Origin of the sequence: Paraburkholderia sp. SOS3 (assembly GCF_001922345.1) — a bacterium.
GTDB lineage: Bacteria > Pseudomonadota > Gammaproteobacteria > Burkholderiales > Burkholderiaceae > Paraburkholderia.
Genome location: NZ_CP018811.1, coordinates 1,932,949 through 1,959,017, shown reverse-complemented (window position 1 = coordinate 1,959,017; position 26,069 = coordinate 1,932,949). Strand labels below are relative to the sequence as shown.

Sequence of the window (26,069 nt, the reverse complement as noted above, 5' to 3'; positions counted from 1 at the left end):
GCCGATAACGAGGATGGATCAAGTGTCGGGCAGTGAATCGGAATGCATATCGGCTTCGAGAATTTCGTCGGCCGGATCGTGGTCCAGGTCGTCGGTCGGTTCGTCGGCCATATCGACATCGAAGAGATCGAACTGGCCACGCTTCTGCAGCGTAGCCTCCTCCAACCGGACGCCAACGCCGAGCAGCCGCACCGGCCTGCTGCGCCGTGCGAAGCCTTTTTCGAGCAACGCGAGCAACGTAGGCAGATGCGTGACATTGCCGACGCACTCGACTGTCGTGCGCTGGAAATCGGCAAAGCGAATCTTCACGAACAGCTTGCGCACCGCCGCCGCTGCGCTGGCTCGCTCGATGCGCGCATCGAGTTGCCCGGCCAGGTCACGCAGTTCGTTCATGCATTCATCGAGCGTGCGCAGATCGGTCACGTACGTGGTTTCGACGCTGATCGACTTGCGCTCCTGATGCGCGCGCACCGGGCGGTCGTCGATGCCGCGCGACAGTTCGTACAGACGCTTGCCGAACACGCCGAAATGCCGATGCAGATCGACGAGCGGCCAATCGCGCAACTGCGCGCACGTGGTCAGGCCAAGCTTTTCGAGCTTCGCAGCCGTGACCTTGCCCACGCCGAAAATCTTGCGCACCGGCAGCGCGGCGACGAACGCGTCCACTTCCGACGGGCGCACGACATACAAGCCGTCGGGCTTGTTCCAGTCCGACGCGATCTTTGCGACGAACTTGTTCGGCGCAACGCCCGCCGACACGGTGACGCCAACCGTCTCGCGCACGCGTTCGCGGATTTCTTCGGCCATCAGCGTGGCGCTGCCCTTGCACCGATCGGTGCGCGTGACGTCGAGATACGCTTCGTCGAGCGACAGCGGTTCGACATCGGCGGTGTAATCGCGATAGATCGCCATGATCTGCCGCGACGCGACGCGGTACTTCTCCATCGCCGTCGGCAGGATCAGCAGATCCGGGCACTTGCGCAATGCGAGCGCCGAGGACATCGCTGAATGCACACCGAAACGCCGCGCTTCGTAGTTGCACGTGGCGACGACGCCGCGCTGTTCGGGACGGCCGCCTACCGCGAGCGGGCGACCGCGCAGCGATGGATCGTCCCGCATCTCGACCGACGCGTAAAAGCAGTCGCAATCGCAATGGATGATTTTGCGAGCAGGCGACGCGGGCGGCAGCGAGGCATCGGGCGGGTTCAAAGTGTTGATACTGTACAAAACCACAGTAGTTTAATCAAGCGACGTACGACGAATTTTTCGCCCGGCGTACCGGCGAAAAGCGTTCGATCCGTACCGCTGCGACCGCACTGCCGCGGCCTATACTCGCCGCTGATCACCACTACGACGCGCACTGGCGCTCACAACGACGATGAAGACAATTGGCGTGATCGGTGGCATGAGCTGGGAGTCATCGGCTGAATACTACCGGCTGCTGAACCGCCATGCGAAGGCAAGGCTTGGCGGCCATCACAACGCCCGCAGCCTGATGCTGAGCGTGGATTTCGCTTCGATCGAAGCCGATCAGCGCGCGGGCGCCTGGGACAGGCTCGGCGAACAGATGGCCGATGCCGCGCAACGCCTCGCGCGCGGCGGCGCCGACATCGTGATACTTGCGACGAATACGATGCATCGCGTGTACGAGTCCATCGAACGCGCGATCGACGTGCCTTTCCTGCATATCGCCGATCCGACGGCGGCCGCGCTGCGCGCGGCAGGCATCGAACGCGTCGGCCTGCTTGGCACGCGATACACGATGGAGCAGCCGTTCTACGCAGGGCGATTACGCGAGCGGTTCGGCCTCGATACGCTCGTTCCCGATGACGATGGACGACGCGAGGTCCATCGAATCATCTATGACGAACTGTGCCACGGCGTGATCGGTGCACCGTCACGCGGCATCTATCAGCATGCGATCGACGCGATGGCCGCACGAGGCGCCCAGGCCGTGATTCTCGGGTGCACGGAGATCACGCTCCTGATCAAACAGGAAGACTCGTCGTTGCCGGTCTTCGACACGACTGCCCTGCATGCGCAAGCGGCGGTGGATTGGGCGATACAAAACCGGTAGACTCGTCGGCAGCCAGGGCTTCTACTTTTGCATCGACCGGTTGATAAGGATCACGTATCGATGAGATATACTGCGTCGGCATGTTGAAGCATGTGCCCCACACCCATCGCCAGGCGGTGAGTACCTGTATTTAGCCCAAGGAGATCAGCCGATGACGATCGACACATCGCCACAGACCGCCACGCAATCGCAGCAGGACACGCGCGTTGTGCTTCTCGAACGCATCGTCGATAGCGCGCTCATTGCCGGACATCGGCATGTCGAGCAGTTTACGCGGCTCGCCGCATTGGCTCGCGCAATCGCGGACGAACATATCTCTTCTGAAGACCGTATGACGCTTATCGGACTCTTAGAGAATATTGCCCATCATGCTGAACTAGATGCGACGCTGGACGTGGAATTTTTCGGAGGTGTCCGTGCGGGCCAGGTGATTGGAAGAATGGTTCGGATGGCGGCCCGGAAAGGCACTGCGCAGAATGCGGCGGACACAGGAGTCACGAAACATTGATCGCAGCGCTGTGAAGAGACGGCGTCGCTTACACCGGCGCAGCCCAATGCCACGCATCGATACCCATCTTCGCACCGAGCAGCCCGAGCATGATGCCCATTACCCAACGCTGCGCAAGCAGCCATCGCGGCCGGCTCGCGATCAATCCCGCGACGCTGCCCGACGACACGGCAACCAATGCGTTAACCGAAGCAAATGCGGTAATCAGCGCGCCACCGAGCACCAGCGACTGCCGCAGCACACTACCTGTCTGGTAATCGATAAATTGCGGCAGCAACGACAGAAAAATCAGCGCGAGTTTCGGATTCAGCAAACTAGTAGCCGCGCCCATCGCAAACAGGCGATGCGGTCCTTCAATCTGAACTTCAGCGATCTGCAATGGCGAGCGGCCACCTGGCCTCAGAGCCTGCCACGCGAGATAAAGCAGGTAAAGCGCGCCGCAGGCAGCAAGGACACGACACGCACCGGGAATGGCGACGAACAGCGCGGTAATCCCAAACGCCGCGCCGAACATATAGAACAGATAGCCAAGCATGACGCCGCCAAGCGATATCAGCCCTGCCCTCGGGCCTTGTCCGACTGAGCGCGACATCACGTAGACCATATTCGGGCCGGGCGTCACAGCCAGCATGCCGCCGACGGTCAGGAATTCGGTCATCGTTCCCATTTTGCTTCTCCATACTGCGATCGATCGCGATGTGAGTATCCGGCCAATCGACACCCAAGTAAAACGGATTAAACTGAGCACATTCCTCAGATTTTCTGAATGATGAAAAAGCTCGATCTCGATGTGCTGGAAATGGTCGTGGCGGTGGCGGATACGGGCTCGTTCGTCGGCGCGGCGCAATCGGTGCATCGATCGCCGTCGGCGGTCAGCATGCAGATCAAGGCAATCGAGCAAACGCTCGGCAAGCCGCTTTTCACGCGCACCACGCGCGATGTCGTCATGACGCAGGAGGGCCGCACGCTCGCCGACTATGGCCGGCAAATGCTCGCTATGCGCGAGGAAGCGTGGGCGTCCGTGGTTCGTCCGGAGGTGCGCGGGCGCGTCACGATCGGCGTGCCCGATGACTATGCGTCGTCGCTGCTGCCCAGCGTTTTGCGGAAGTTCGCGATTGCGCATCCGCGGGTGGAAATCCGTGTGATCGGTCTGCCGAGCAGCGGGCTTGTTCCGCTGCTCAAGGACAATACGCTAGATCTCGCCTGCTTTACGAAAGCGCGAGGCGTATCCGGTGAATTCATTCGCTTTGAGCCGATGGTCTGGGCCGCGGCGGCACGCGGCAAGCAGCAGGTGTGGAAGGAACGCCCGCTGCCGATCGCGGTATTCGAGCAAGGCAGCGCTGCCCGCGCGCATGCAACCGCGGCCTTGCAGCAGGCTGGCATTCGCTACCGGATGTCCTACGAGAGTCCGAGTTTGCTCGGATTGTTCAGCATGGTCGAAGCGGGTCTCGCGGTTGCGCCGCTCGCAAGGTGCAGCGTGCCGAATCACCTCGTGCAACCCGGAGAGGCAGAAGGTCTGCCGCCGCTCCCGGAACTCGAAGTCATCCTCGCGCGCAGTGCGCGGTCGGCAAGGCCGCCCGTCGATTTTCTGGCAGAGCGGATTTTGACTGATTTGCGGGTTTGAGAGCGCGAATTGCAGGCAGAACGCTTACACGATGTCGCTTCGCGCAGCTCGCGTCGCACGGGCAACTCAGCCGTCTCCATTTGCAGCAATGCCTGATCCGCGCTCACGCGCGCGCCGGGCAGATTGCGCGCGTCCGTCGCCACGTCAGCGACCCGTTCGCGATACATTTCGGCCTCGCGCTCGTATGCCTCTACCGTCTCCATCAGCAAAGACAGGACGGTATGTTCGGCGCGGCGCTCGTCGTCAGTGACGGCAGGGTGACGCACGACCGTCGCGACCAGCGCGGAAATCGCGCGGAACTGTTCGACTGAGCGGTTGCAGCGATTCAACGATGAGATTGCGAGCCGTGCGTAGCGTTCACGTGTACGCGACTGCTTGCAGGCTCTCTTCAAGGATTGCGTTTTCTTCATTGCTGTCTTCGTGTTCGCTCAGTGACGGGTGGTTGCATACACGTCGATTCGTTCGACACCGACGGCCTCATGTCCAAGACAGCTTTCGAGTACCGTGACTTCGCTATCAATGTCCATTTCTGCGCGAGCGATCGCGTCGTTGAGCGCAATCGCCAATAGCGGCCGGTCGAGCGCGTTCGTTGCTTCGCATGCGATCGCGCGCCCGAGTGCGCCGAGAATTCGGAGGTCGCTCTGGTGACGCTGGATTGCTTCGAGCGCCGATTTTCCCGCTTCGTGCAGGGACGCGTTGCGCGTCAAAAGCTCGGCGATGGATAGGTTCTTGATGGGTTCGCTCATGGTGCGTCCTCCGCTGTCAAAGGGAAGCCCGCGACCATTCGGCGAGATTGGTGAGCGGGCACGATGACGGGGTTGGCGGACCAGTGTGTACCAAACCGGCAGACCCGAAGGTCTCCCCACCACGGCCCGCCCGTTGGAAAAGCGGACGCGCAGAGGCAAGCGCACAGCCTGCGTGCGCAGGCGTGCGGGTACACAGTCAGGCCGCCAAGCCTGCGCCGCCCAATGTTTCGGCGGCGTCTGGAGTATACGAGCGGCACGCTCGGGAGTGTTCACTTGTGCAGGCAAAACGCGAGGGCAAATATCTTTTCAGAAAATACCTACCCATTTTGATGAATCCCCCTACAGACGGATTCGAGGCCGTCCCGAAGAATCCCGCACGATCGATTACTCCCATAGGACATCTCTTACGCCGCGGACTTGTTCAGGATACCCGATGGTTAACGGGCACAACAAACGACTACACGAAACGAACGGACAACAAAAAACCCGCCGTAGCGGGTTCCAGATTCGGTGTAGCTTTGCGTCAAACGCGCCGCGATTGTCCTCGGTTTGTCCTAACAACAAAATTTGGCATCTTCGACAGATGCGCAAACCGACGAAGCGCCTTACCAGGTGTTGGTTGCGGGGACAGGATTTGAACCTGTGACCTTCGGGTTATGAGCCCGACGAGCTGCCAGACTGCTCCACCCCGCGTCAGAGGAAACGGATTGTACTGAACGCGTCTGCAATCCGTCAAATTTATTTCAGAGTTTTCGCGTAGGCGTGACAGACAGCAGGCGTCAGCGTGTCGACAACATCCCTCTCCGCCCTGCCCCGGCCGCCTAATTTTCGGCTAACTCCGCGCGATAAGAATGCCATTACGCGCTGCAGCCAATCCACTCGAACACTGCTGCGTACGGCGCGCACACCCACCGGCACCATAACTTCAATGACAAGGGACTCGATCATGTTCAAGCAAACCATGCGCTTTCTTGCGGTCGCCGCCACAGCATTCGTGTTCAGCGTCGGCCAGGCTTACGCGCAAGCCGAACCCACCGGCTGCGCGATCAGCCAACAGCCTGCAGTCGCCCCGTTTAATCTGCGGCAATTGCACGACCAGTTAAACCTGAGCGCAACCCAGGAAGTTCAGTGGCAGACCGCCGTCGACGCGATGCGCGAAACGCACGCCGCCGAACGCATGAACGCCGATCAAATGCAGGCTCGCGAAGAAACGCTCCTGCAGCAGCCGATTCTCGATCTTTCCGCTTTACATGCGGCGCACGAAAACGTCGTCGCGCAAGACGCGCCGTTACCCGAGCAATCGGCAAAAGCATGGCTCACGTTCTATAGCGGACTCTCCGACCAGCAGAAGACGATCTTCAGCGCCGCGCTCAGGCCATATCTCGAGGAAGTCGCGCATCATGCGGCGCGTCCGTTCGAGCCGCGCACGGGATTGTAAGCGGCAAAGAACCGGCCTCGCGAACTGCCGCAGCGGTCAACGTCGTAACGATCAAAGTGATAAGCACGTCTCGTGCGCTATGCGGACCTTCGAGCGCAAGACACATCAACCCCGGTAGAAAATCCCGGCCACCAGAGGCCCACCCAATATGGGGCTCCGCCTAACCGCCCTTCTGGTTGCGGCCCCCAGACCAGGCCGCGACAGCAGTCGGACGCACACGCTCCACATCGCCCCGTCAGCGTACGGAGACATCGCCATGCTCTCATCATCAACACGCGAGCGACGCCAGTCAGTCACCAGGTGATGTCAGCGCAAATTCGATGAGGCAAAAAAAAGCCCCGCCAATAGCGGGGCTTTCAACAACTGGGGGCTTGAGCCGTTCGCATTAAACAATCTATGATTGTCGCTTTCGATCGGGTCGCGCCCCACTAGACGATGGATCAACACTTCTGTTGACCGAGCCATCATCTTAAATTGCATGCTCAACCTTGTCAATCCAGCTCAGCAGATCGCATTTGCACGCTTGCACGAGTTCTTCTCCGAGCAAAAACACTGGTACCGGTCACTTTGGGGAATCGGCACGGTGCTAGCCATGGACGAACTGTTCGAAGCATGCACGGTCATGAAGCAGGGGCATCTGAGCGAGGGATCCGTCAAGCGTATCGCCTCCTCATTGCAGAAGCGCGTTGGCACACATCCGGCCTTTGCGGCTGCCGAAAAGCAACTGCTCACGGAGCAAGTTCGGCAGGTTCCGCGGCCGGAGGGTGTCGCTCATTTCACCATCCGCGAGCTGTGCCAGCGTGTATCTTCGAATTACCTGTCCCGCTGGGCAGGCGCCGTCGCAAGCGATGATTTCCGACCCGAACACTTTGCCCGTCACGCTGGCGCCCATTTGCTCGATGTCGGATTCTCCGCTCGATTTTTGCACGACTGGATCGCGAGCCGACGCGACGCACCTCAGCCCATCACCCTCGCAGAGCTCTGCGAAGAACTCCAAGGACTGATCCGATCGAGCCCGCCTCGCGCGTTTGAAGTGCTGATCGCCGTCAAAAGCATGCCGAGATTGAACGATGTCGCGCGCACGCCATGGTTGAGAGCGGCGGCTGTAACCGAATGGTTAAGACAGAATGGTTTCGACACGACCGGCGTGCGAGCAGCGGCGGCGATGATCCTTACGGTGACGGCCAGAGATGAAATCGGAGCAGCGAACGCTGCGCGCAATGAATCCGACCGGTATTCGGCCCGAGCCCTGCTCGCCACGGGCAAACCGCTCGACCTCCTCCCCAGTGTCTGGGTGCGGGGTAGTACAGGGGAGTTCTCCACGAAAGCCAATTCGCGCGGCGTCGCGGTGAGCGAGCTATTTCGAAGCGACCGTATTTTCGCCAGCGATGTGAGCCAGGACGTTGACGCTGCCCTGGAACTGCTCGCCCACCTGGAAGACAGTTCTCCGCCTGCCGCGATAGCGGGAGGTTGGGGTGCGATCGAAGGCCTGCTTGCCGATCCCAACGACAGGGCTTCGGCAGCGGACAATCTGGCAACGCTCGTAACCTGCTCCTTCCCGCGCGCCGAGCTCACGGCACTATCGCGACGCGCAGAGCGAATCTTCCCCGCCGAGTGTGCAGAACTGGCTGGCATCGAGGCAAACCGGGAACGGTCGCGCGTGTTGGCCAGAATGATCCTTGAAAATCGGATGCCCCGGATGCCCTCTGTCGCGGATCAAGCGGCCGTTGCACGGATGAAAAAGTTGCTGCTGAACCCATATCCAGAATTACAGACGATCAAAGACCTGATCGCGGAATCGTTTCACCGCCTGTACCGACAACGCAACCTCATCCTCCATGGCGGCCGGCTGGACAGTGTTGCCCTGCACGCGAGCCTGCGCACGGTCGCCAAGCTCGCTGGAGCAGGCATGGACCGAATTACCCACGGCCACTACGAACAGGGACTCAGGCCGCTCGAACTTGTCGCAAAGGCAAATATGGCCCTCGCGGTCATTGATAGAACCTCTCCGCTCGAATGCGTCGACCTGCTCGAGACCACGTGATGCAGATCTGGACTGACTATCCCATTGCTGAGCTCGCATGAGCGTGCAAGCAGCTAAGAGCTAAACCCGCAAGTATCTCTCGTAGAATCGAAATACCGATCCGTATACGCCTGCCAAGTAAAATGCCACATCGTCTACGCATCAACACCTTGGACATCTCATGAAGATTGCCACCTGGAACGTGAACTCCTTGAAGGTCCGCCAGCAGCACGTCATCGACTGGCTCGAACTGAGCCAGACCGACGTGCTCTGTCTTCAGGAACTGAAGCTCCCCGACGAAAAATTTCCGCGCGCCGAACTCGAGGAAAAGGGCTATCGCAGCTGGTTCGCCGGCCAGAAGACGTACAACGGCGTCGGCATTCTCGTGCGAAACGGTCTGCAGGTGGACGATGTCAGCGTCGTGCGCAATATCCCCGGTTTCGAAGATCCGCAGCAGCGCGTGATCGCCGCGACGATCGAAGGCATCCGCGTGATCAGCGCGTATTTCCCGAATGGCCAGGCGCCGGGCACCGAGAAATTCGCGTACAAGCTGCGCTGGCTCGAAGCGATGCACAGCTGGCTTGCGAATGAGCTCGCGCAGTATCCGAAGCTCGCGCTGCTCGGCGACTACAACATCGCGCCCGAAGACCGCGACGTGCACGACCCGAAAGCGTGGGAAGGCCAGAACCTCGTGTCGCCCGAGGAACGCGCCGGCTTCGCGCGTCTGATCGAACTCGGCCTCGTCGATTCGTTCCGCCTGTTCGATCAGCCTGAAAAGACCTTCACGTGGTGGGACTACCGGATGCTCGCGTTCCGGCGCAACGCGGGCTTGCGCATCGACCATATCCTGCTGTCGAAGCCGCTCGCCGAAAGCTGCACGCACTGCGACGTCGACAAGACGCCGCGCAAATGGGACCAGCCGTCCGATCACGCACCGGTCGTCGCGCTCACCGAATGAAAAACGGCCCGGCGGCAATCAGCCGTCGAGCCGTTTTCATCGAACTGCCAAGTCTCTCGCGAACCCAAGAGTCCAACAACCATCAAGGTTCGAGATTCAACTCCTGAATCTTGCGCGTAATCGTATTGCGGCCGATGCCCAAGCGCTCCGCCGCTTCCACTTTCCGCCCACGCGTGAAATCGAGCGCTTCGCGAATCACCGCGGCCTCGAAGCGGCGCGACAATTCGTCCATCACATCGGGCGAGTTCTCGCGCAGCAGCCGGGCGACTTCGGTCCGCAAGCCGCCTTCCCATGCGCTCGCCGTCGACGGCACGGCGGCCGATGCGACGCCCGGCGCAAGCACCACGCCGCCAGCCGCCAACGCAGCGCCCGTCGAACCCGCGCCATTGACCGCCGCCATATCCACACCGCCGGCGCCTGCCGCGATGACACTCGCGGCATCGACGGGCATCTGTTGCGTCGACACGAGATCGGGCGGCAAATCCTTGATCTCGATGGTCTGCGCCGGCGCCATCACGGTCAGCCAGTTCGCGAGATTCTCGAGTTGCCGTACGTTGCCCGGAAAAGGCAGCGAGGTCAGATAAGCAAGCGCCTCGTCCGATACGCGCTTGGGCTCCACACCGAGATCGCGCGCGCTCTTCTGCAGGAAATGGCGCGTCAGAAGCGGAATGTCCTCGCTGCGCTCGCGCAATGCCGGCAGCCGCAACCGGATCACATTGAGCCGATGATACAAGTCCTCGCGGAACAACCCTTGCCGCACGCGCGCTTCGAGATTCTGATGGGTCGCCGCAATCACGCGCACGTTCGCGCGCAACGGGTTATGCCCACCGACGCGATAGAACTGCCCATCGGACAGTACGCGCAACAGGCGCGTTTGCAAATCGAACGGCATATCGCCGATTTCGTCGAGAAACAGCGTGCCGTTCTCGGCCTGCTCGAAGCGTCCCTGGCGCATCGCCTGCGCGCCCGTGAACGCGCCGCGCTCGTGGCCGAATAGTTCGGATTCCAGCAGATCTTTTGGAATCGCCGCGGTGTTCAACGCGATAAACGGTCCGCTCGCGCGTGGGCTATGCCGGTGCAACGCACGCGCAACGAGTTCCTTACCGGTGCCTGATTCGCCGGTAATGAGCACGGTCGCCGCCGAATGCGACAGTCGGCCGATCGCGCGGAACATATCCTGCATCGCCGGCGCCTGACCCAGCATCTCCGGCGCTTCCGCGACGCGTTCGTCCCACGTCTGCTCGCCGCGCATGCTTTCGTCGACGGCGCGCCGGATCAGCTCGACCGCCTTGTCGACGTCGAACGGCTTCGCGAGATACTCGAACGCACCGCCCTGAAACGCGGCCACGGCGCTATCGAGATCGGAAAACGCAGTCATGATGATGACCGGCAGGCCGGGCACGCGATCGCGCACGGTCTGCAGCAACTCGAGCCCGGAGCCGCCCGGCATCCGGATATCGGAGACGAGCACCTGCGGACTGTCGTGATCGAGTGCGCCCGCCGCCTCGCGCACATTCGCAAAGCTGCGCGTCGCGAAGTTTTCGCGCGCGAGCGCTTTTTCAAGTACCCAGCGGATCGATTGGTCGTCGTCTACTATCCAGATCGGCTTCATATAGGTCGTCAGAAGTCTCGTGATGCGCGCCACATCCGGCGTCGACGCGCGGTGCGCTTGTGGCGCTGCCTGTGGCGCCGCGTGTGTGGCACATTAAGGGTTAGCAGTCGAGCGGCAGCAAAATCTGAAACTCGGTATGGCCCGGGCGGCTTTCCACTTCGATCAGCCCTTCGTGCTGTTGCACGAAAGTCTGCGCGAGTGTCAATCCAAGACCGCTGCCGTCCTCGCGCCCCGACACGAGCGGATAGAAAATGCGGTCACGGATGTCTTCGGGAATGCCCGGCCCGTTATCAACGATATGCAAGTCCAGTGCCAACTTGCACAGCCGTTTCGCAATCGTTACCTTGCGCGCGATGCGCGTGCACAATTCAATGCGCGCGTCGCCTTGCGAGATGCGTTCATGCAGCGCCTGCGCCGCATTGCGCACGATGTTCAGCACGGCCTGGATCAACTGCTCCTTGTCGCCGCGCAGGTCCGGCACGCTCACGTCGTAGTCGCGCACCACCGTCAGGCCACGCGGAAACTCGGCCAGAATCACCGCGCGCACGCGCTCGCATACCTCGTGGATATTGACATCGCCGACGATATGCGGATGCCGGTGCGGCTCGAGCAACCTGTCGACGAGCGTCTGCAGCCGGTCCGACTCCTTGATCACGACCTGCGTGTACTCGCGCAATTCGTCGCGCTCGCGCGCGCCGAGCTCGAATTCGAGCAGTTGCGCGGCACCGCGAATGCCGCCGAGCGGATTCTTGATCTCATGCGCGAGATTGCGGATCAGCTGCTTGTTCACCGACGTCAGATCGTGAATGCGCTCTTCACGGTCGGTGCGCAAATGCCGCTCGTTTTCGAACAGCTCGAGCAGCACGTACTCCTGCGCGCTTTCGAGAAAGCCGACGACCGCATGCACATGCAGCGGCTCGCGACCGGGCCGCTCGAGCACGGCGTCGAGATGCGTCGCATTGAAGCGATGGTCGGCGATGGCCGCGATCGTCTCCATCAATTCGTCGGCATTCGAAAACACGTCGTGCCATGCCATCTGCGTGAGCTGCCGGCGCGACATCTCGAGCATCGATTCGGCCGAGGGGTTGGCAAACGCCACGCGCAGCGTGCGTTTTTCCAGCACCAGCACGACCGTCGGCAATGCTTCGAAGCCCGGCAGCAGTCCGGACTCGACAAGCTGCACGTCGTCCGACAGCGGCTCGCCCTGGCCGTGCCCTTTCCTTGCCTTGATCAGATTCTTCAGTACCATCTTGCAGTCCAGCGGTGATGAGACGATGAACAAGCGCACGCCTCGTGCGCCGCAAACGTTACGCATGGTCCAACAAAAAAGGGACGGCGGTGCCGTCCCTTGGGTCCTTCGAATCGCGAACGAGGGACGCGCGCTTCGCCAGCCGCGGCGAAGCGCATCGCCGCTTACAGCGAGTAGTACAGTTCGAATTCGACCGGGTGCGTGGTCATGCGCACGCGCTGCAGTTCCGCTTCCTTCAGTTCCATGTAAGCGTCGAGCATCGCATCCGTGAACACACCGCCGCGCGTCAGGAACTCGCGGTCCTTGTCGAGCGCTTCGAGCGCCTGGTCGAGGCCGGCACACACCGTCGGGATCTTTGCATCCTCTTCCGGCGGCAGGTCGTACAGGTTCTTGTCAGCCGCTTCGCCCGGGTGAATCTTGTTCTGCACGCCGTCGAGACCCGCCATCATCAGCGCCGAGAACAGCAGGTACGGGTTCGCCATCGGATCCGGGAAACGCGTTTCGATACGGCGGCCCTTCGGATTGCTCACGTGCGGAATGCGGATCGAGGCCGAACGGTTACGCGCCGAGTAGGCGAGCTTCACCGGTGCTTCGAAGTGCGGCACGAGACGCTTGTACGAGTTCGTCGTCGGGTTCGAGATCGCGTTCAGCGCGCGGGCGTGCTTGATGACGCCGCCGATGTAGAACAGCGCGAACTCCGACAGGCCCGCATAGCCGTTGCCTGCGAACAGGTTCTGGCCGTCCTTCCAGATCGACTGGTGCACGTGCATGCCCGAGCCGTTGTCGCCGACCACCGGCTTCGGCATGAAGGTCGCCGTCTTGCCGTACGTGTGCGCGACGTTGTGCACGATGTACTTGAGCTTCTGCGTCCAGTCGGCGCGCTGCACGAGCGTCGAGAACTTCGTGCCGATTTCGTTCTGGCCCTGCCCCGCCACTTCGTGGTGGTGCACTTCGACCGGAATGCCGATCTGCTCGAGCAGCAGACACATTTCCGAGCGCATGTCCTGGAACGTGTCGACCGGCGCGACCGGGAAGTAGCCGCCCTTCGGGCCCGGACGGTGACCGGTGTTGCCGCCTTCGAATTCCTTCGCCGACGACCACGGCGCTTCTTCCGAGCCGATCTTCACGAAGCAGCCCGACATATCGGAGCTCCACTGCACCGAGTCGAAAATAAAGAACTCGGGTTCCGGACCGAAGAACGCCGTGTCGCCGAGGCCCGTGCTCTTCAGATAGGCTTCAGCGCGCTTGGCCAGCGAGCGCGGGTCGCGTTCATAGCCCTTGCCGTCCGACGGCTCGATCACGTCGCAGGTCAGCACCAGCGTCGATTCTTCGTAGAACGGGTCGACGAACGCCGTGTCCGGATCCGGCACGAGCAGCATGTCCGATGCTTCGATCCCCTTCCAGCCGGCAATCGAGGAACCGTCGAACGCATGGCCGCTTTCGAACTTGTCGTCGTCGAATGCCGACACCGGCACCGAGACGTGCTGTTCCTTGCCGCGCGTGTCGGTGAAACGGAAGTCGACAAACTTGACGTCCTCGTCCTTGACGAGTTGCATGACGTCGGCCACGGATTTACTCATAACCTATCTCCTGATTAACGAATTCGGCGGTTTTAGCCGCCGCCCAATCTAGCTGACCCGCTGCCCCGCGTCTACAGGGTTAGTCGCTTTAATTCGACGTGCTTCGGGTCGAACGGGCCGGATAAAAGCAGCTTCCATGCCACCGTCGTTCCAGTGGCGCGCGGAACGCGGTTGCCCCGTCTCGCCGCCGTGAATCGTCGCACGTTTTGCGGGAACTGCGATGACGCTTCGCTTCGGCGTATGCACCAATTACGTGCAATATCGATATCACCCTTCCATGAGAGCCTTTATTTGGTGCAATGGTGCAATTTTGCACCTCTATGGAGCACTCGTCGCGATTTCCCTGAATAGCGATGCAGTGACCATGACAACACCCCAGACAACGTCCGCCCCTCAGGATCGACAACGGGCAACTACCCGCGTCCGATGCGTCGCGCGCTAGAATGATCCTTTGGTCCAAAGGAGACTCGCTGTCATGACCACGCTCGAGCAGTTATACGTACAGGCCGAAAAGCGCCGCATCGATAATCAGTTGCCCTACGCGGGCGCGCTGTCGCCGGCCGAGGCTTTCGAGCTCCTCGAACTGGATCCGCGCACACGTCTCGTCGACGTGCGTACGCGCGCGGAGCTCGACTGGGTCGGCAGGCCGCTCGTTGGCGACGGCCAGTATGCGCATGTCGAATGGACGCGCTATCCCGGTGGCGTGCCGAACGCCGAATTTCTCGATCAGTTGCGTCAGGTCGCAACGCCCGATACGCCCGTGCTGCTGCTGTGCCGCAGTGCCGCGCGCTCGAAGCTCGCGGCCGTTGCTGCTACGCAGGCCGGCTTCACGAAGGCGATGGACCTGCTGGAGGGTTTCGAAGGCGACAAGGACAGCCAGGGGCACAGAAAAACCGTGTCGGGCTGGTGCTTCCGCGGCCTGCCGTGGATCGGCGCTTGAGCTTCGATCGGTTCCACGAACTGAAGCCGGTGCGCTTCTTCGGAAGCGCATCGCAGGCGTGTGGGTTCAATCGCCGCACACGCCTGCGTTAAAGCTCAACGTTGCGGCTTCGCCGACACCGTAGCCGCGTCCGGTTCGACAATATCGCCGCCTAGCAGATGCACGCCTTCGCGCAATTTGACGAAGGCCGCCGCGACCGCCTCAGGCTCCCCCTTCACGCCCAGATCGATATGGCGCCGCGCATAGACGCCGCCGCGCTCCGCATCGCCGACGCTCGGCAGGCTGAACACGCGCACGCCGGGGAAGTCGCGCTCGATCTTCTCCATCAACGGCGTTACGGTCGACTCCGGCAACTCGAACACAAGCAGCGATTTCTCCGCATGCGGCGTCGCGTGATGCAGATGCGCGTATTTCGTGTCGAGCACCCATTCGATCATCGGCCACGCCATCACCGGGAAGCCGGGCACGAAATGATGGTCGCGAATCGAGAAGCCCGGAATCTTGTTGTAGCCGTTTGGAATGATCGACGCGCCGCGCGGATAGGTGCCCATGTTCAACCGGTGCAGGTTCTCGGGCGATGTGTAATCGACGGGCTGCGGCGCATCGGCAGGATGCATCTCGCGAATCCGCTCGCGTATCAGGTCGGCGGCCTGCGGATGCAGTTCGAGCGGCACGGCGAGTGCGGCGGCCGCGCACTGACGCGTATGGTCGTCAGGCGTCGCGCCGATGCCGCCCGTCGAGAAAACGATGTCGCCGCTCGCAAAGGTACGGCGCAGCGTCGCCGTAATGCGCGCGGGGTCGTCGCCGACATATTCGGCCCAGTCGAGCGACAGACCGCGCGCCTTCAGAAGTTCGATGACCTTCGGCAGATGTTTATCGATCCGTCTGCCCGACAGGATTTCGTCGCCGATGATGATCACGCCAAATGCCATTGCCGCCTCGCCAGGATGAAATGCACGAATTGAATTGCCGCATCAGTAAGGAACCGGCGCGGTGCCGCGCGGCCCCTGCTCTTCCGCACGCAGACGCTGCAGCGCGCGCAAACAGTAGTAGCCGAACCACAGCGCCGAAAAAACGAGGATGAACGCGTAGATCCAGATCGTCGCCGCGGTCATCACCGGAAACAGCACGATCAGCCATACCGACGATGCCCACAGCAGCGTCGGCAGCGAACCGAGCAGACCGCTCGCGACGCCGATCAGCAGCAGCGGAAGCCGGTGCCGCCGCACGAGAATACGCCTTTCGTCGCGGCTCGCATGCAATGCGAGCGCATCGTAGGTCATCACGCGATACGTGAGCCAGCCCCACAACAGCGGCGGAATCAACGCGAAAAACGGCGGGATGAGCCACAGCGGCAGCGTGACGATCAGCACGACGAGACAGACGAACGTAGTCCACAGCGAATGCGCGAGACTGCCGTACCAGGTGCCGCCATGCCGCATTTCGAGGCCCGCGAACTGCCGCGCGGCCAGATGCTTGATGACGGCCGGCATCGATAGCGTTGCGATCAGCAGCAGCACGGTGACGACGATCAGCGGAATCGCGATCGCGACCACGATAAACGGCGCGACGACCGCGTGCAGCGAGGAAAAGCCGGCCCAGTCGAACAGATGGTAGAGCGTGGTCGTAAACGACCAGCTGTCGAGCCAACCGCGCGTTGCGCCGATCAGCGTCTGCCACGAAAACCACAGGATCGCGCCCCAGACCACGGCCGCCGCGAGGAACGGCGCCAGAGTCAGCCAGAGCATGCGCGGGTGGAGCACGCTTGCGAGCGCGCGTCCGAACGAGCGCAACAGGTCATTCATGCGAGCGGGTGCCGGTGAAAGAAATGTTGGGAATGAACGCTGTAACAAGCGGGACGGCAAACGGTGCAAAGCAGTCCAGCGAGCGGTGCGAAACGTAGACAGGATAAACCACGCGGCAGACTGGCGGAAACTGCCGGTGCCGGAACGCATTCGGCGATGCCGCCCTCGTACGGCGGCGGTTGGCGCGTGCGGGAGCTACTGGCGGCTCCCCGCTGCCTGCTTCAGAAGGAAAAACGGGACGCTCAGAGCGCCGCAGCGTCATTACCCGGCGACGCACGCCGCTTCGGCGCGAGGCGTCTTGCGATGCGCACGAATGCAAGCCAATGCTGCGTGACGAAACCATCGCCGTAGCGGTGGCCGTCGAGCTGATCGCGAATGCCGGTCGGCTCCATCTCGCGGTTCCACGACGCACTGCCGAACATCATGTCCCACCACGGGAACAGCACACCGAAGTTGCATCCGTACTTGAGGCCTTCGTGGCCGTAGCCGATCGCGTGATGACGGCGATGGAACGTCGGGCTGACGAGCAGGCGCTCGCCGAGCCAGCCGAAGTACAGGCGAATGTTCGCGTGCTGCACGCTTTGCGCGAGATTCGTGATTGCGACGAGCACGACGAATTGCGACGGCGGCACGCCGATAAACAGCGCGATCAGTGCGAAAAAACACGCCTGCAGCAGATCGTCGAGCAGATGGTTGCGGTCGTCGGACCATAGCGACATCTGGCGCTGGCTGTGATGCACTGCATGCAGTTCCCACCAGACGCCGAACCGATGTTCCCAGCGGTGATACCAGTAGCCCGCGAAATCGAGCACCAGCAGATAAATGACGAACGTGACGATCGGAATGGTCGTGACGCCCGGCCACAGATTGTCGATTTCGATGTTCGCGATGTTGTGCAGCCGCAGCCAGCCTTGCACTGCGTCGAACCATGGCTGCAGCGCGAAGAAGAAAAACAGGTTCAGGATGCCGAGCTTCGCGATCCATGTGTACAGCACATCGACGCGCACCGCCTTGCGGTTTTCCCACTGCTCGACCGGGCGCAACGCTTCGAGCGGCCGCAGCACCGCATACATCGCGAGCACCTCGAACACGCCGACGATGACCCAGTACAGGCTGTCGTACGTGTCTTCGTCGTAATCCATCAGGCCGAAGTGAAACAGCAGCGGCTGCACGACGCTTTCGTACAGCGCGGTCTGCAGCGTGGACACTGCGTTATCGAGCGTGGAGAAGATCAGATGGAACATGATGCCCGCTGTTCGTCGAACCCGTTGTGCCGTTGCCGTGACCTGCGCCGCACGTTGCCGTATGCCGCATTACGCGCCGTTCGGTGCGGTGACCGGCGCGCGGTCGTAGAAATAGATGCCGTGCGGAGAACGACCGACGGCGATCGTCTGAATCAGCTTACGCTGCGTCAGATCGATAATGCCGACGTGCTTCGCAAAGCGGAACGTTACCCAGAGATAGCGTTTATCCGAGGAAAGTTCCATGTCGTCGGGACCCGGCAGCAGGCCGGTGATGTCGCCGACGTTCGTGAGCGATTCTTCGTCGATGATGCTGATCGTGTTCGCGACACGGTTCGACACCGCGACGTGCCGGCCGTCCGCAAGCGAGCGGAAGTTGTGCGCGCCCTTGCCCGTGGGAATGGTCTTCACGACCTTCTGGTTCTTCCAGTCGACCACGGCAACGTAATCGGCGCCGGTCATGCCGACGAGCAGGTATTTGTCGCCGGGCGTCATCCAGAGGCCCGCCGGCACCTTGCCGACTTTCATTTTCCACTTCACGGTCTGCGTGGCCAGATCGACCGCGGCGAGTTCGCCGGACACCTGCAGCGTGACGAACACCGTCTTGCTGTCGGCCGAGAACGCAATATGGCTCGGCATGACCGCGAGCGGCAGACGCTGCGCGAGCGCGAGGTTATGGCCGTCGTAGTGATAGATATCGAGCCGGTCCAGACGCAGGCCCGTCGTGACGAGCCACTTGCGGTTCGGAGAGAAGCCAATCTGGTAAGGATCCTCGATGCCCTCGACCCAGCGCTGCACCTTGCCCGACTTCGGATCGACGAACAGCAGATTATTCGAGACCGAGTTCGCGACGATCAGCGACGTATTGTCCGGCGTCGCCATCAGGTGGTGCGGTTCCTTGCCGGTCGGCACCGTTTCGACGACCTGGTGCGTCGCCTCGTCGATCAGGCTCAGCGTCGCTTCGCCGGAATTGAGCACGATGACGTTATTCGCGTGAACCCCCGGGGAGAAGAAAACTGCCGCCGCGGCCAATGCCGCGCTCGCCGGGAACGTGCCGATCAAGCCGGAGAAGGAAAATTTGCGCATGAAGACTCACTACTGAAGACAGCCGCCATTGTAGAACGTTTGCGCGTTGAAACGGTTGACGGAGCGCAGGAATTTCCGATTGCGGCGCACCGCCGCAACACCTTGCGCGCAGCAGCTGGAACACAGAAGTATTGAGTTTCGCCTGCTGGTTTTCCGAAGCGAATCCGCTCGATACCGCAATTTTCCGCCCTTTAAATCGGATTTTATTTAGCCGCCGTCAATCGATCGATAATCGTCCTAAATGCGCGGCCGTAATCTTCGAATTAAAAGGACTGTCCTATTACTTTTGGCCAGTGCGGTTTTAAGAGTTTACTCATATCCCGAGCCACGCGGATTACTCGAAAATCGCTCTTCCGAATCACCCGCCAGTTCAGGCACAAGGCACACGCACGGCACAAACGGTCTGCGTGCTGGCCGAGCCCATCCTGGCGTTTCTGGAGGCATGAGCGATATGCGTAAATCAGAGTTGAACGACTTGATAAAGAGCCTGCACCGTTCTTTAATCCCATCATCGGAAATCGCACACGCGCATCGGTGTGCGCCGCGCATTCTCATCTTTGCTCAGCTTGCGCTCGCGAGTCTCGTCGCCGTGACCGCGGCGCCCATTGCGCGCGCCAGCATTCCGGCCGCGCAGTACTACTTCGATGCCGACGGGCTGCAAAACCCGAGCGACGCGGTCACCGTGCTGTTCGGCACGAAGGCGCTCGCGGCCGGCGCAGGCGCGCATGCGCTCGGCGTGCAATCGATCGCGCTCGGTTACGGCGCCGGCGTCGCGGCTAGCGGCGGCATCGCGGTCGGCAGCGGCAGCAGTACATTCGGCACCGACGCGATCGCACTTGGCAACCAGACACTGGCAACCGCCACGGGCGCATTCGCCGGCGGCCTGCAGGCTCATGCCGGGCTGTTGTCAACCGCCATCGGTGCGTACTCGGCCGCGACCGGCGATACGTCATCGGCATTCGGCGCGTCATCGAGGGCCGACGGCATGGGCGCCGTTGCGCTCGGTAGCGGTGCGGGCGCGACGAATCGAGATGCGCTGGCCGCGGGCCACCTGTCGAACGCATCGGGGCGCGAAGCAATCGCGCTCGGCGGCCGCGCCGCGGCTTCGGGCGAACGGGCAGTCGCGTTCGGCAGCGAGGCGCAGGCCATCGGCGAGCGCGCGCTGGCAGCTGGCGCGTCGGCCAATGCCGGCGAAGACGCCACCGCGGTCGGCACGTCCGCGAGCGCCACGCAAGCGGGCGCGACGGCTTTCGGCATGAATGCCGCCGCGAACGGCACGCACGCGACGGCGCTCGGCAATTTCGCGGGTGCCCCGGATGCCGACGGCGTCGCCGTCGGCGCGCTCTCTCATGCAGCCAACCAGGCGGTCGCGATCGGCGCTTATGCCAGCGCCAGTGCGCGCGCGTCGCTGGCCGTCGGCCACAACGCGATCGCGATGCACGAGAACAGCATCGCACTCGGCGCGGGCTCGGGGACGACGATCGGGGCACGCGCAGGCTATCTGGCGTATGGGCTGTCCGCGCCGCAGACGTCGGCAGGCGAACTCAACGTCGGCACACGCACGATCAGCGGAGTCGCTGCCGGCGCGGCGGATCTCGACGCGGTCAACGTCGCGCAACTCAGGGCGCTAGACGGCAAGATCGACGCCACGGCCGCGCAACTCGCGAACACGCTCAGCTACAGTTCCAACGCGGACGGCTCCGTCGACCGCAGCGGCGTCGCGCTCGCCGGCAGTCCCGACGGCGGCGGCACGCAGATCCACAACGTCGCCGACGCGCGCGACGCGCACGACGCGGTCAACCTCGGCCAGCTTTCGACGATGCTCGCCGATGCGATCGGCAATGCGTCGGTGAATGGCGGCAGCGCGGGAAGCAACCCGCTCTTCGACGCCGCGGGCGACGCCGCAAGCGAAACAGCCCGAGCCGGCGGCGCGCATTCGGTCGCTGTCGGAGCGAGCGCGCACGCCGCAGCCGCGCAATCCATCGCGCTCGGCGCAAGTGCGCTCGCAACCGGCAACCACGCGCTCGCACTCGGTGCGACGTCTCAGGCGAGCGCCGACAACGCGATCGCACTCGGCTACGGTTCGGTCGCGGACCGCGCGAACAGCGTATCGATCGGCACGGATGGCAACGAGCGGCACATCACGCACGTCGCGCCCGCAACGGAGGGCACCGACGCCGTCAACCTGAACCAGTTGAATCAGACAACGAGCGGCTCTCTCGCGGCAGCCAACCGCTATACCGACGACAAGCTTCGCTCGGTACGGCGCGACGCGTACGGCGGCGCAGCGGCCGCGCTCGCGGTCGCCGCCTTGCCGCGCGCCGTACTGCCGGGTCGCGGCATGGTGGCAATGGCAGGCGGTTCATACGGCGGGCAGTCCGCATTGGCGTTCGGCGTGTCGCAGTTATCGGAAACGGGCCAATGGGCGTACAGCGTGCAAGGCACCGCAAGTTCGCGTGGCGAAGTCGGTGCGGCGCTCGGCGCGGGCGCGCATTTTTAAGCGCGCGCCTCTCTCTGAACTAGTGGGACGGATGCAGGCATGTCCCCATGTGCCTGCATCTTTTGGCGCGATGCCGATGTCGGGATCCATCGGTGTCGCGTCCTTTTTGCGCTTGAGCATGCATGACCCTCCCGCGCTTCGCTTCGCGCGCCTCGTGGTGCGCATCTACATCCAGCGACTCGCTCGCCGCAGCGCGCCCGCCCGGTTCGCCTGTTTCGTACGATACACAAGCGGCCCTATCACCGCTGCATCGACTCCCACACCTTATACAGCCGCTTCACCGAAACCGGCATCGGCGTACGCAATTCCTGAGCGAATAGCGACACGCGTAGTTCTTCGAGCAGCCAGCGAAACTCGGCGAGCCGCGCGTCCATGACGCCGCCGCGTTGCGCAAGCGCGCGCTGATAGTGCTGCGCGAGCGGCGCGAATTCCGCGAACTGACGCGCATCGCGCGCCGGGTCGGCTTTCAGCTTGTCGATGCGCAAGCCGATTCCTTTCAGATAACGCGGGAAATGCGTCAACTGCGTGTACGGCGTGTCGACCACGAATCGCTTGCCGATCAGCGCATCGAGCTGGCTCTGCATGTCCGCATACGCGGCCGCAAACGGCTTCGCCTGCGCGAGCTTTTTCAGCACCGTCGTGTATTCGCCGAGAATTTGCCCGACGAGCCGCGAGATTTCCTGAGCGAGCAACGTAAGGCGGCTGCGGCCCTCGTCGCGTCGCGCGTGAAAGCTCGCGTCGTCGTCGGGAAGCGGGTCTTGCAGACACGCGCGGTCGAGCGCGGTATCGACCAGTTGATCGCGCAGCTCTTCCTGCGTCGCGCGCGCCATAAACTGCATCGCCATTTCGCGCAGGCCCGGCAGATTCTTTTCGAGGTATTTGATCGGCTCGCGCAATTGCAGCGCGAACAGGCGCCGTAAGCCCGCGCGATGAATCCGCGCCGCTTCGTCGGGCGAATCGAACACTTCGACGTCGCAATGCGTGCCGCGATCGACGAGCGCCGGATAGCCGAACAGCGTCTGTCCGCGACGGCGTATCTCGAGCAGTTCGGGCAGCTTGCCGAAATTCCACGTTGTGAGGTTTTCGTAGAGCGCGGTGGCAGGCGCAGCGACCGCGCCCGGCGGCACTGTATGCGCAGCACTGCCAGCGCCGCCGCGTGCCGCGGCCGACGCACCCGCGCCAACGCCCGCAGCGCCCGAAGCGCCTGAACCGGCACGAACGCCAGCACCAGCGCTCGCCCCACGCGCTCCATGCACGTCAGCGCCTCGCCCCAACGCATCGCCCGCCTGATCGACAAGCGTCGCGCTCGCCGCCAGCTTCTGGAACTGCTGCTGCGCCTCGCCGCCAAGCTCGGCGCGCAGTTGCGCGAGATTGCGCCCCATCGCGAGCTGCCGCCCGTGCTCGTCGATCACCTTGAAGTTCATGAACAGATGCGCGGGCAAGGTCTCGAGCTTGAAGTCCGACTGCTTCAACGCGACCTGCGTCTCGCCGCGCACGTCGGCAATCAGCGCGTCGATCAGGCTACCCGCGCCGAAGCGCGCGCCGTCGCTCGTGCGCTCCGCGAAGCCGGCCGCGTAGTGCGGCAACGGCACGACATGACGCCGCAGCTTCTGCGGCAGCGACTTCAGCAGCAGTTGCGCCTTCTCTTTCACCATACCGCGTACGAGCCATTCGGCACGTCGCGCATCGACCTGATTCAATGCATAAAGCGGCACCGCGAGCGTCACGCCGTCGCGCGGCGAGCCGGGCTCGAAGTGATACGTAAGCGCCATTTCGATGCCGGCCATCGTCAACCGCTTCGGGAACAGGTCGGTTGTCACGCCGGCCGCTTCATGGCGCATCAGATCGTCGCGCGACAGATACAGCAGCCGCAGCCTGTCTTCTGCCTGGCCGCTTTTCCTGACCTCGTCGCGATACCAGCGCTCGAATGCGGCGCCCGTATAGATACCCTGCGGAATCACCTCGTCGTAGAACCCGAAGATCAGTTCGTCGTCGACGAGCACATCCTGGCGGCGCGACTTGTGTTCGAGCTGCTCGATCTCGGCCAACAGCTTGCGGTTATGCGCAAAGAACGCAAGCTTCGTATCGAACTCGCCTTCGACGAACGCGCCGCGAATAAACAGCTCCCGCGCGCGCGCCGGATCCTGCCTGCCGAAGCTCACGCGCCGCCGATGGTAGATCGTCAGCCCATACAGCATCGCGCGCTCGAACGCGCTGACCTGCGCCGCGCGCTTCTCCCAATGCGGCTCGGACAGCGACTTCTTCAGCAGATGCGCGCCGATTTTTTCGACCCACTCGGGCTCGATCTTCGCGATGCCGCGCGCGAAGAGCCGGCTCGTCTCGACCAGCTCCGCGGCCATCACCCAGCGCCCCGCTTTCTTCGCGAGCGCAGACCCCGGCCACAGATAGAACTTGATGCCGCGCGCGCCGAGGTAATACGGTTCGTCGTCGGCCTTCAGGCCGATATTGCCGAGCAGGCCTGTCAGCAACGCAAGGTGGATCTGCTCGAATGTCGCGTCCGATTCGTTCAACCGCCAGCCATGCTCGCGCACGACGGTCAGCAATTGCGAGTGTACGTCGCGCCACTCGCGCAGCCGCAGATGCGACAGGAAGTTCGCGCGGCACGCGTCGGCCAGTTGCCGGTTCGATTTCTTGTGCGCGATCGCTTCGTCGAACCACGCCCAGATCTTCGGCCACTGCAGAAACTCCGAACGCTCGTCGGCAAAGCGCCGATGCGCCTGGTCGGCCTGCTCCTGCGCCTCGATCGGCCGGTCGCGCGGGTCCTGCACCGACAGCGCGCTCGCGATGATCAGCACTTCGCGCAGCGCCTGCTGGTCGCGCGCGGCAAGAATCATGCGGCCGACGCGCGGGTCGAGCGGCAGCCGCGCAAGCTCGCGGCCAAGAGGCGTCAGCGCATTGTCGTCGTCGACGGCGCCGAGTTCGTTGAGCAACTGATAGCCGTCGGCGATCGCGCGTCCGGGCGGCGGCTCGATAAACGGAAACGTCTCGATCGCGGTCAGATGCAGCGACTTCATCCGCAAGATCACTGCCGCAAGCGACGACCGCAGGATTTCCGGGTCGGTGAAACGCGGGCGCGCGGCGAAGTCGGCTTCGTCGTAAAGACGTATGCAGATGCCGTCCGCGACGCGCCCGCAGCGGCCCGCGCGCTGATTCGCGGCCGCCTGCGAAATCGGCTCGACCTGCAGCTGCTCGACCTTGTTGCGATACGAATAGCGCTTCACGCGCGCAAGACCCGTATCGATCACGTAGCGGATGCCGGGCACCGTCAGCGAAGTTTCGGCGACGTTGGTCGCGAGCACGATGCGGCGCGCGTTCGACGGCCGGAACACGCGCTCCTGCTCGGCCGCGGACAGCCGCGCGAACAACGGCAGGATTTCCGTATGCGGCGGATGATGCTTGCGCAGCGCCTCGGCCGCGTCGCGAATCTCGCGCTCGCCGGGCAGGAACACGAGCACGTCGCCCGGGCCTTCGCGACACAGTTCGTCGGCCGCATCGACAATCGCGTCGATCAGATCGCGATCGGTCTCGCGCTGGGACTTCGGGCGCTCCGGGCGGTCGCCGCGCAACGGCGTGCCTTGCGCGGACTTCACCGCCGCGCTTTCCTCGACGACCGGCCGATAACGGAGCTCGACCGGATAGAGGCGCCCGCTGACCTCGATCACCGGCGCGGGCTTCGCGTCGCTGCCGAAGTGACGCGCGAAGCGCTCCGCATCGATCGTGGCGGACGTGACGATCAGTTTCAGATCCGGCCGCTTCGGCAGGATCTCCTTCAGATAGCCGAGCAGAAAGTCGATGTTGAGGCTGCGCTCGTGGGCCTCGTCGATGATCAGCGTGTCGTAGGCCTTGAGCAGCGGGTCGGTCTGCGTTTCGGCAAGCAGGATGCCGTCCGTCATCAGTTTGACCGACGCGCCCGGCGCGAGATTGTCGGTGAAACGCACCTTGTAGCCGACCACTTCGCCGAACGGCGTGCCGAGTTCCTCGGCAATGCGCCGGCCCGTCGCCGACGCCGCGATCCGGCGCGGCTGCGTGTGGCCGATCAGACCGCTGCCGCCGGCGCCGAGCCCGCGCCCGAGCGCGAGGCAGATTTTCGGCAACTGGGTCGTCTTGCCCGAGCCCGTTTCGCCGCTCACGATCACGACCTGATGGCCGGCGATCGCACGCGCGATCTCGTCGCGCCGGCCCGATACGGGCAAGGCTTCGGGGAACGTAACCGGCGGGATCGGATTCGGTTCGACGACGCGCGGCGCGCGCGGCGGACGTGCAGGACGCGCTGCGCGCGACTCGCCCGACTGTTCCGACTCGCGCGAGCCGTCGGGCGAGCGCGGCGGCTGCGCTGCGCGGCGTTGCTGCTGTTCGGGCGTGCGCCGCTGCTGCTGCGGGCGCGCATCGTCGCGCCGCGCGCCTTCCCGCCCGGCGCCGCCGGCATGCGCCGCTGCGCTGCCGGGTTTGCCAGCGGGTTGGGCCACGCTGTCGCGATCGCTTTCGCCAGCGCTGTTGCCAGTGCTTGTGCCAGCGCTGTCGCCAGCGCTTCTGCCAACGCTTTCGCCAACGTTTTTGCCCGGTGTGTCAGGCAACTTCTCGGGCCCTCGCTCAGGCGTGGTTTTCACGTCATCCGCGGCAGGACTTTTGGGTACATTCGACATGGGGGCGCATTATAATCC

The 26,069-nt window shown here is 63.0% G+C and carries 19 protein-coding genes and 1 tRNA gene; 8 read left to right on the top strand and 12 right to left on the bottom strand.

Annotated features, from left to right (window positions below; all coding sequences use genetic code 11):
• Positions 1-18: 18 nt before the first annotated feature.
• Positions 19-1,233: a DNA polymerase IV gene (dinB, locus tag BTO02_RS08970; protein ID WP_083615049.1), complete on the bottom strand. Its 1,215-nt coding sequence runs from the start codon at positions 1,231-1,233 to the stop codon at positions 19-21.
• 145 nt (positions 1,234-1,378) lie between these two features.
• On the opposite strand from dinB, the gene BTO02_RS08965 reads away from it, so the two are divergent.
• Both BTO02_RS08965 and BTO02_RS08960 read left to right on the top strand, forming a co-directional pair.
• Positions 1,379-2,077 (top strand): aspartate/glutamate racemase family protein, encoded by a 699-nt coding sequence (locus BTO02_RS08965; protein ID WP_075156739.1) that lies wholly within the window; start codon positions 1,379-1,381, stop codon positions 2,075-2,077.
• Between the two features lie 151 nt (positions 2,078-2,228).
• The gene (locus tag BTO02_RS08960; protein ID WP_075156738.1) at positions 2,229-2,585 is read left to right on the top strand and encodes a hypothetical protein; all 357 of its coding nucleotides are present in this window, start codon (positions 2,229-2,231) and stop codon (positions 2,583-2,585) included.
• A gap of 28 nt (positions 2,586-2,613) precedes the next feature.
• Here BTO02_RS08960 and BTO02_RS08955 read toward each other — a convergent pair whose 3' ends face one another.
• A complete protein-coding gene (locus BTO02_RS08955) occupies positions 2,614-3,252 on the bottom strand; it encodes a LysE family translocator (protein WP_075156737.1) in 639 nt (212 codons plus the stop codon).
• 102 nt (positions 3,253-3,354) lie between these two features.
• On the opposite strand from BTO02_RS08955, the gene BTO02_RS08950 reads away from it, so the two are divergent.
• Positions 3,355-4,209: a LysR substrate-binding domain-containing protein gene (locus tag BTO02_RS08950; protein WP_075158724.1), complete on the top strand. Its 855-nt coding sequence runs from the start codon at positions 3,355-3,357 to the stop codon at positions 4,207-4,209.
• Positions 4,210-4,637: 428 nt separating this feature from the next.
• Here BTO02_RS08950 and BTO02_RS08940 read toward each other — a convergent pair whose 3' ends face one another.
• Both BTO02_RS08940 and BTO02_RS08935 read right to left on the bottom strand, forming a co-directional pair.
• On the bottom strand, positions 4,638-4,955 hold the full coding sequence (locus BTO02_RS08940) for a hypothetical protein (RefSeq protein ID WP_075156735.1): 318 nt from the start codon (positions 4,953-4,955) through the stop codon (positions 4,638-4,640).
• A gap of 616 nt (positions 4,956-5,571) precedes the next feature.
• Positions 5,572-5,648: transfer RNA gene (locus BTO02_RS08935), tRNA-Met, on the bottom strand.
• A 253-nt stretch (positions 5,649-5,901) separates the two neighbouring features.
• On the opposite strand from BTO02_RS08935, the gene BTO02_RS08930 reads away from it, so the two are divergent.
• The 3 genes from BTO02_RS08930 (at position 5,902) to xth (ending at position 9,374) form a co-directional block, all read left to right on the top strand.
• Positions 5,902-6,393, top strand: coding sequence for a periplasmic heavy metal sensor (locus BTO02_RS08930; protein WP_075156734.1), 492 nt, complete (start codon positions 5,902-5,904; stop codon positions 6,391-6,393).
• 478 nt (positions 6,394-6,871) lie between these two features.
• The gene (locus tag BTO02_RS08925) at positions 6,872-8,437 is read left to right on the top strand and encodes an integrase (protein ID WP_075156733.1); all 1,566 of its coding nucleotides are present in this window, start codon (positions 6,872-6,874) and stop codon (positions 8,435-8,437) included.
• Positions 8,438-8,597: 160 nt separating this feature from the next.
• Positions 8,598-9,374, top strand: a complete 777-nt coding sequence (gene xth, locus BTO02_RS08920) for an exodeoxyribonuclease III (protein WP_075156732.1) — start codon at positions 8,598-8,600, stop codon at positions 9,372-9,374.
• Positions 9,375-9,456: 82 nt separating this feature from the next.
• On the opposite strand, the gene ntrC is transcribed toward xth, so the two are convergent.
• From ntrC to glnA, 3 genes are all read right to left on the bottom strand, one after another.
• A complete protein-coding gene (gene ntrC / locus BTO02_RS08915; RefSeq protein WP_075158723.1) occupies positions 9,457-10,986 on the bottom strand; it encodes a nitrogen regulation protein NR(I) in 1,530 nt (509 codons plus the stop codon).
• Between the two features lie 100 nt (positions 10,987-11,086).
• Complete coding sequence (gene glnL / locus BTO02_RS08910) at positions 11,087-12,235, bottom strand: nitrogen regulation protein NR(II) (RefSeq protein WP_075156731.1); 1,149 nt, start codon at positions 12,233-12,235, stop codon at positions 11,087-11,089.
• Between the two features lie 164 nt (positions 12,236-12,399).
• The gene (gene glnA, locus BTO02_RS08905; protein WP_075156730.1) at positions 12,400-13,815 is read right to left on the bottom strand and encodes a type I glutamate--ammonia ligase; all 1,416 of its coding nucleotides are present in this window, start codon (positions 13,813-13,815) and stop codon (positions 12,400-12,402) included.
• 475 nt (positions 13,816-14,290) lie between these two features.
• Between glnA and BTO02_RS08900 the strand changes: the two genes are divergently transcribed.
• Complete coding sequence (locus tag BTO02_RS08900) at positions 14,291-14,755, top strand: rhodanese-like domain-containing protein (RefSeq protein ID WP_075156729.1); 465 nt, start codon at positions 14,291-14,293, stop codon at positions 14,753-14,755.
• A 95-nt stretch (positions 14,756-14,850) separates the two neighbouring features.
• On the opposite strand, the gene BTO02_RS08895 is transcribed toward BTO02_RS08900, so the two are convergent.
• The 4 genes from BTO02_RS08895 to BTO02_RS08880 all read right to left on the bottom strand — a co-directional run bounded on the left by BTO02_RS08895 (position 14,851) and on the right by BTO02_RS08880 (position 18,887).
• Positions 14,851-15,687 carry a competence/damage-inducible protein A gene (locus BTO02_RS08895; RefSeq protein WP_075156728.1) on the bottom strand — a complete coding sequence of 279 codons (837 nt, stop codon included), beginning with the start codon at positions 15,685-15,687 and terminating at the stop codon, positions 14,851-14,853.
• 42 nt (positions 15,688-15,729) lie between these two features.
• Positions 15,730-16,560: an EI24 domain-containing protein gene (locus tag BTO02_RS08890; RefSeq protein ID WP_075156727.1), complete on the bottom strand. Its 831-nt coding sequence runs from the start codon at positions 16,558-16,560 to the stop codon at positions 15,730-15,732.
• 242 nt (positions 16,561-16,802) lie between these two features.
• Positions 16,803-17,804 (bottom strand): sterol desaturase family protein, encoded by a 1,002-nt coding sequence (locus tag BTO02_RS08885; protein WP_075156726.1) that lies wholly within the window; start codon positions 17,802-17,804, stop codon positions 16,803-16,805.
• A 69-nt stretch (positions 17,805-17,873) separates the two neighbouring features.
• On the bottom strand, positions 17,874-18,887 hold the full coding sequence (locus BTO02_RS08880; protein ID WP_075156725.1) for a YVTN family beta-propeller repeat protein: 1,014 nt from the start codon (positions 18,885-18,887) through the stop codon (positions 17,874-17,876).
• 589 nt (positions 18,888-19,476) lie between these two features.
• Between BTO02_RS08880 and BTO02_RS08875 the strand changes: the two genes are divergently transcribed.
• On the top strand, positions 19,477-21,387 hold the full coding sequence (locus BTO02_RS08875; protein ID WP_198039215.1) for a YadA family autotransporter adhesin: 1,911 nt from the start codon (positions 19,477-19,479) through the stop codon (positions 21,385-21,387).
• Positions 21,388-21,626: 239 nt separating this feature from the next.
• On the opposite strand, the gene hrpA is transcribed toward BTO02_RS08875, so the two are convergent.
• Positions 21,627-25,874 (bottom strand): ATP-dependent RNA helicase HrpA, encoded by a 4,248-nt coding sequence (gene hrpA / locus BTO02_RS08870; RefSeq protein ID WP_442953442.1) that lies wholly within the window; start codon positions 25,872-25,874, stop codon positions 21,627-21,629.
• Between the last annotated feature and the right edge of the window lie 195 nt (positions 25,875-26,069).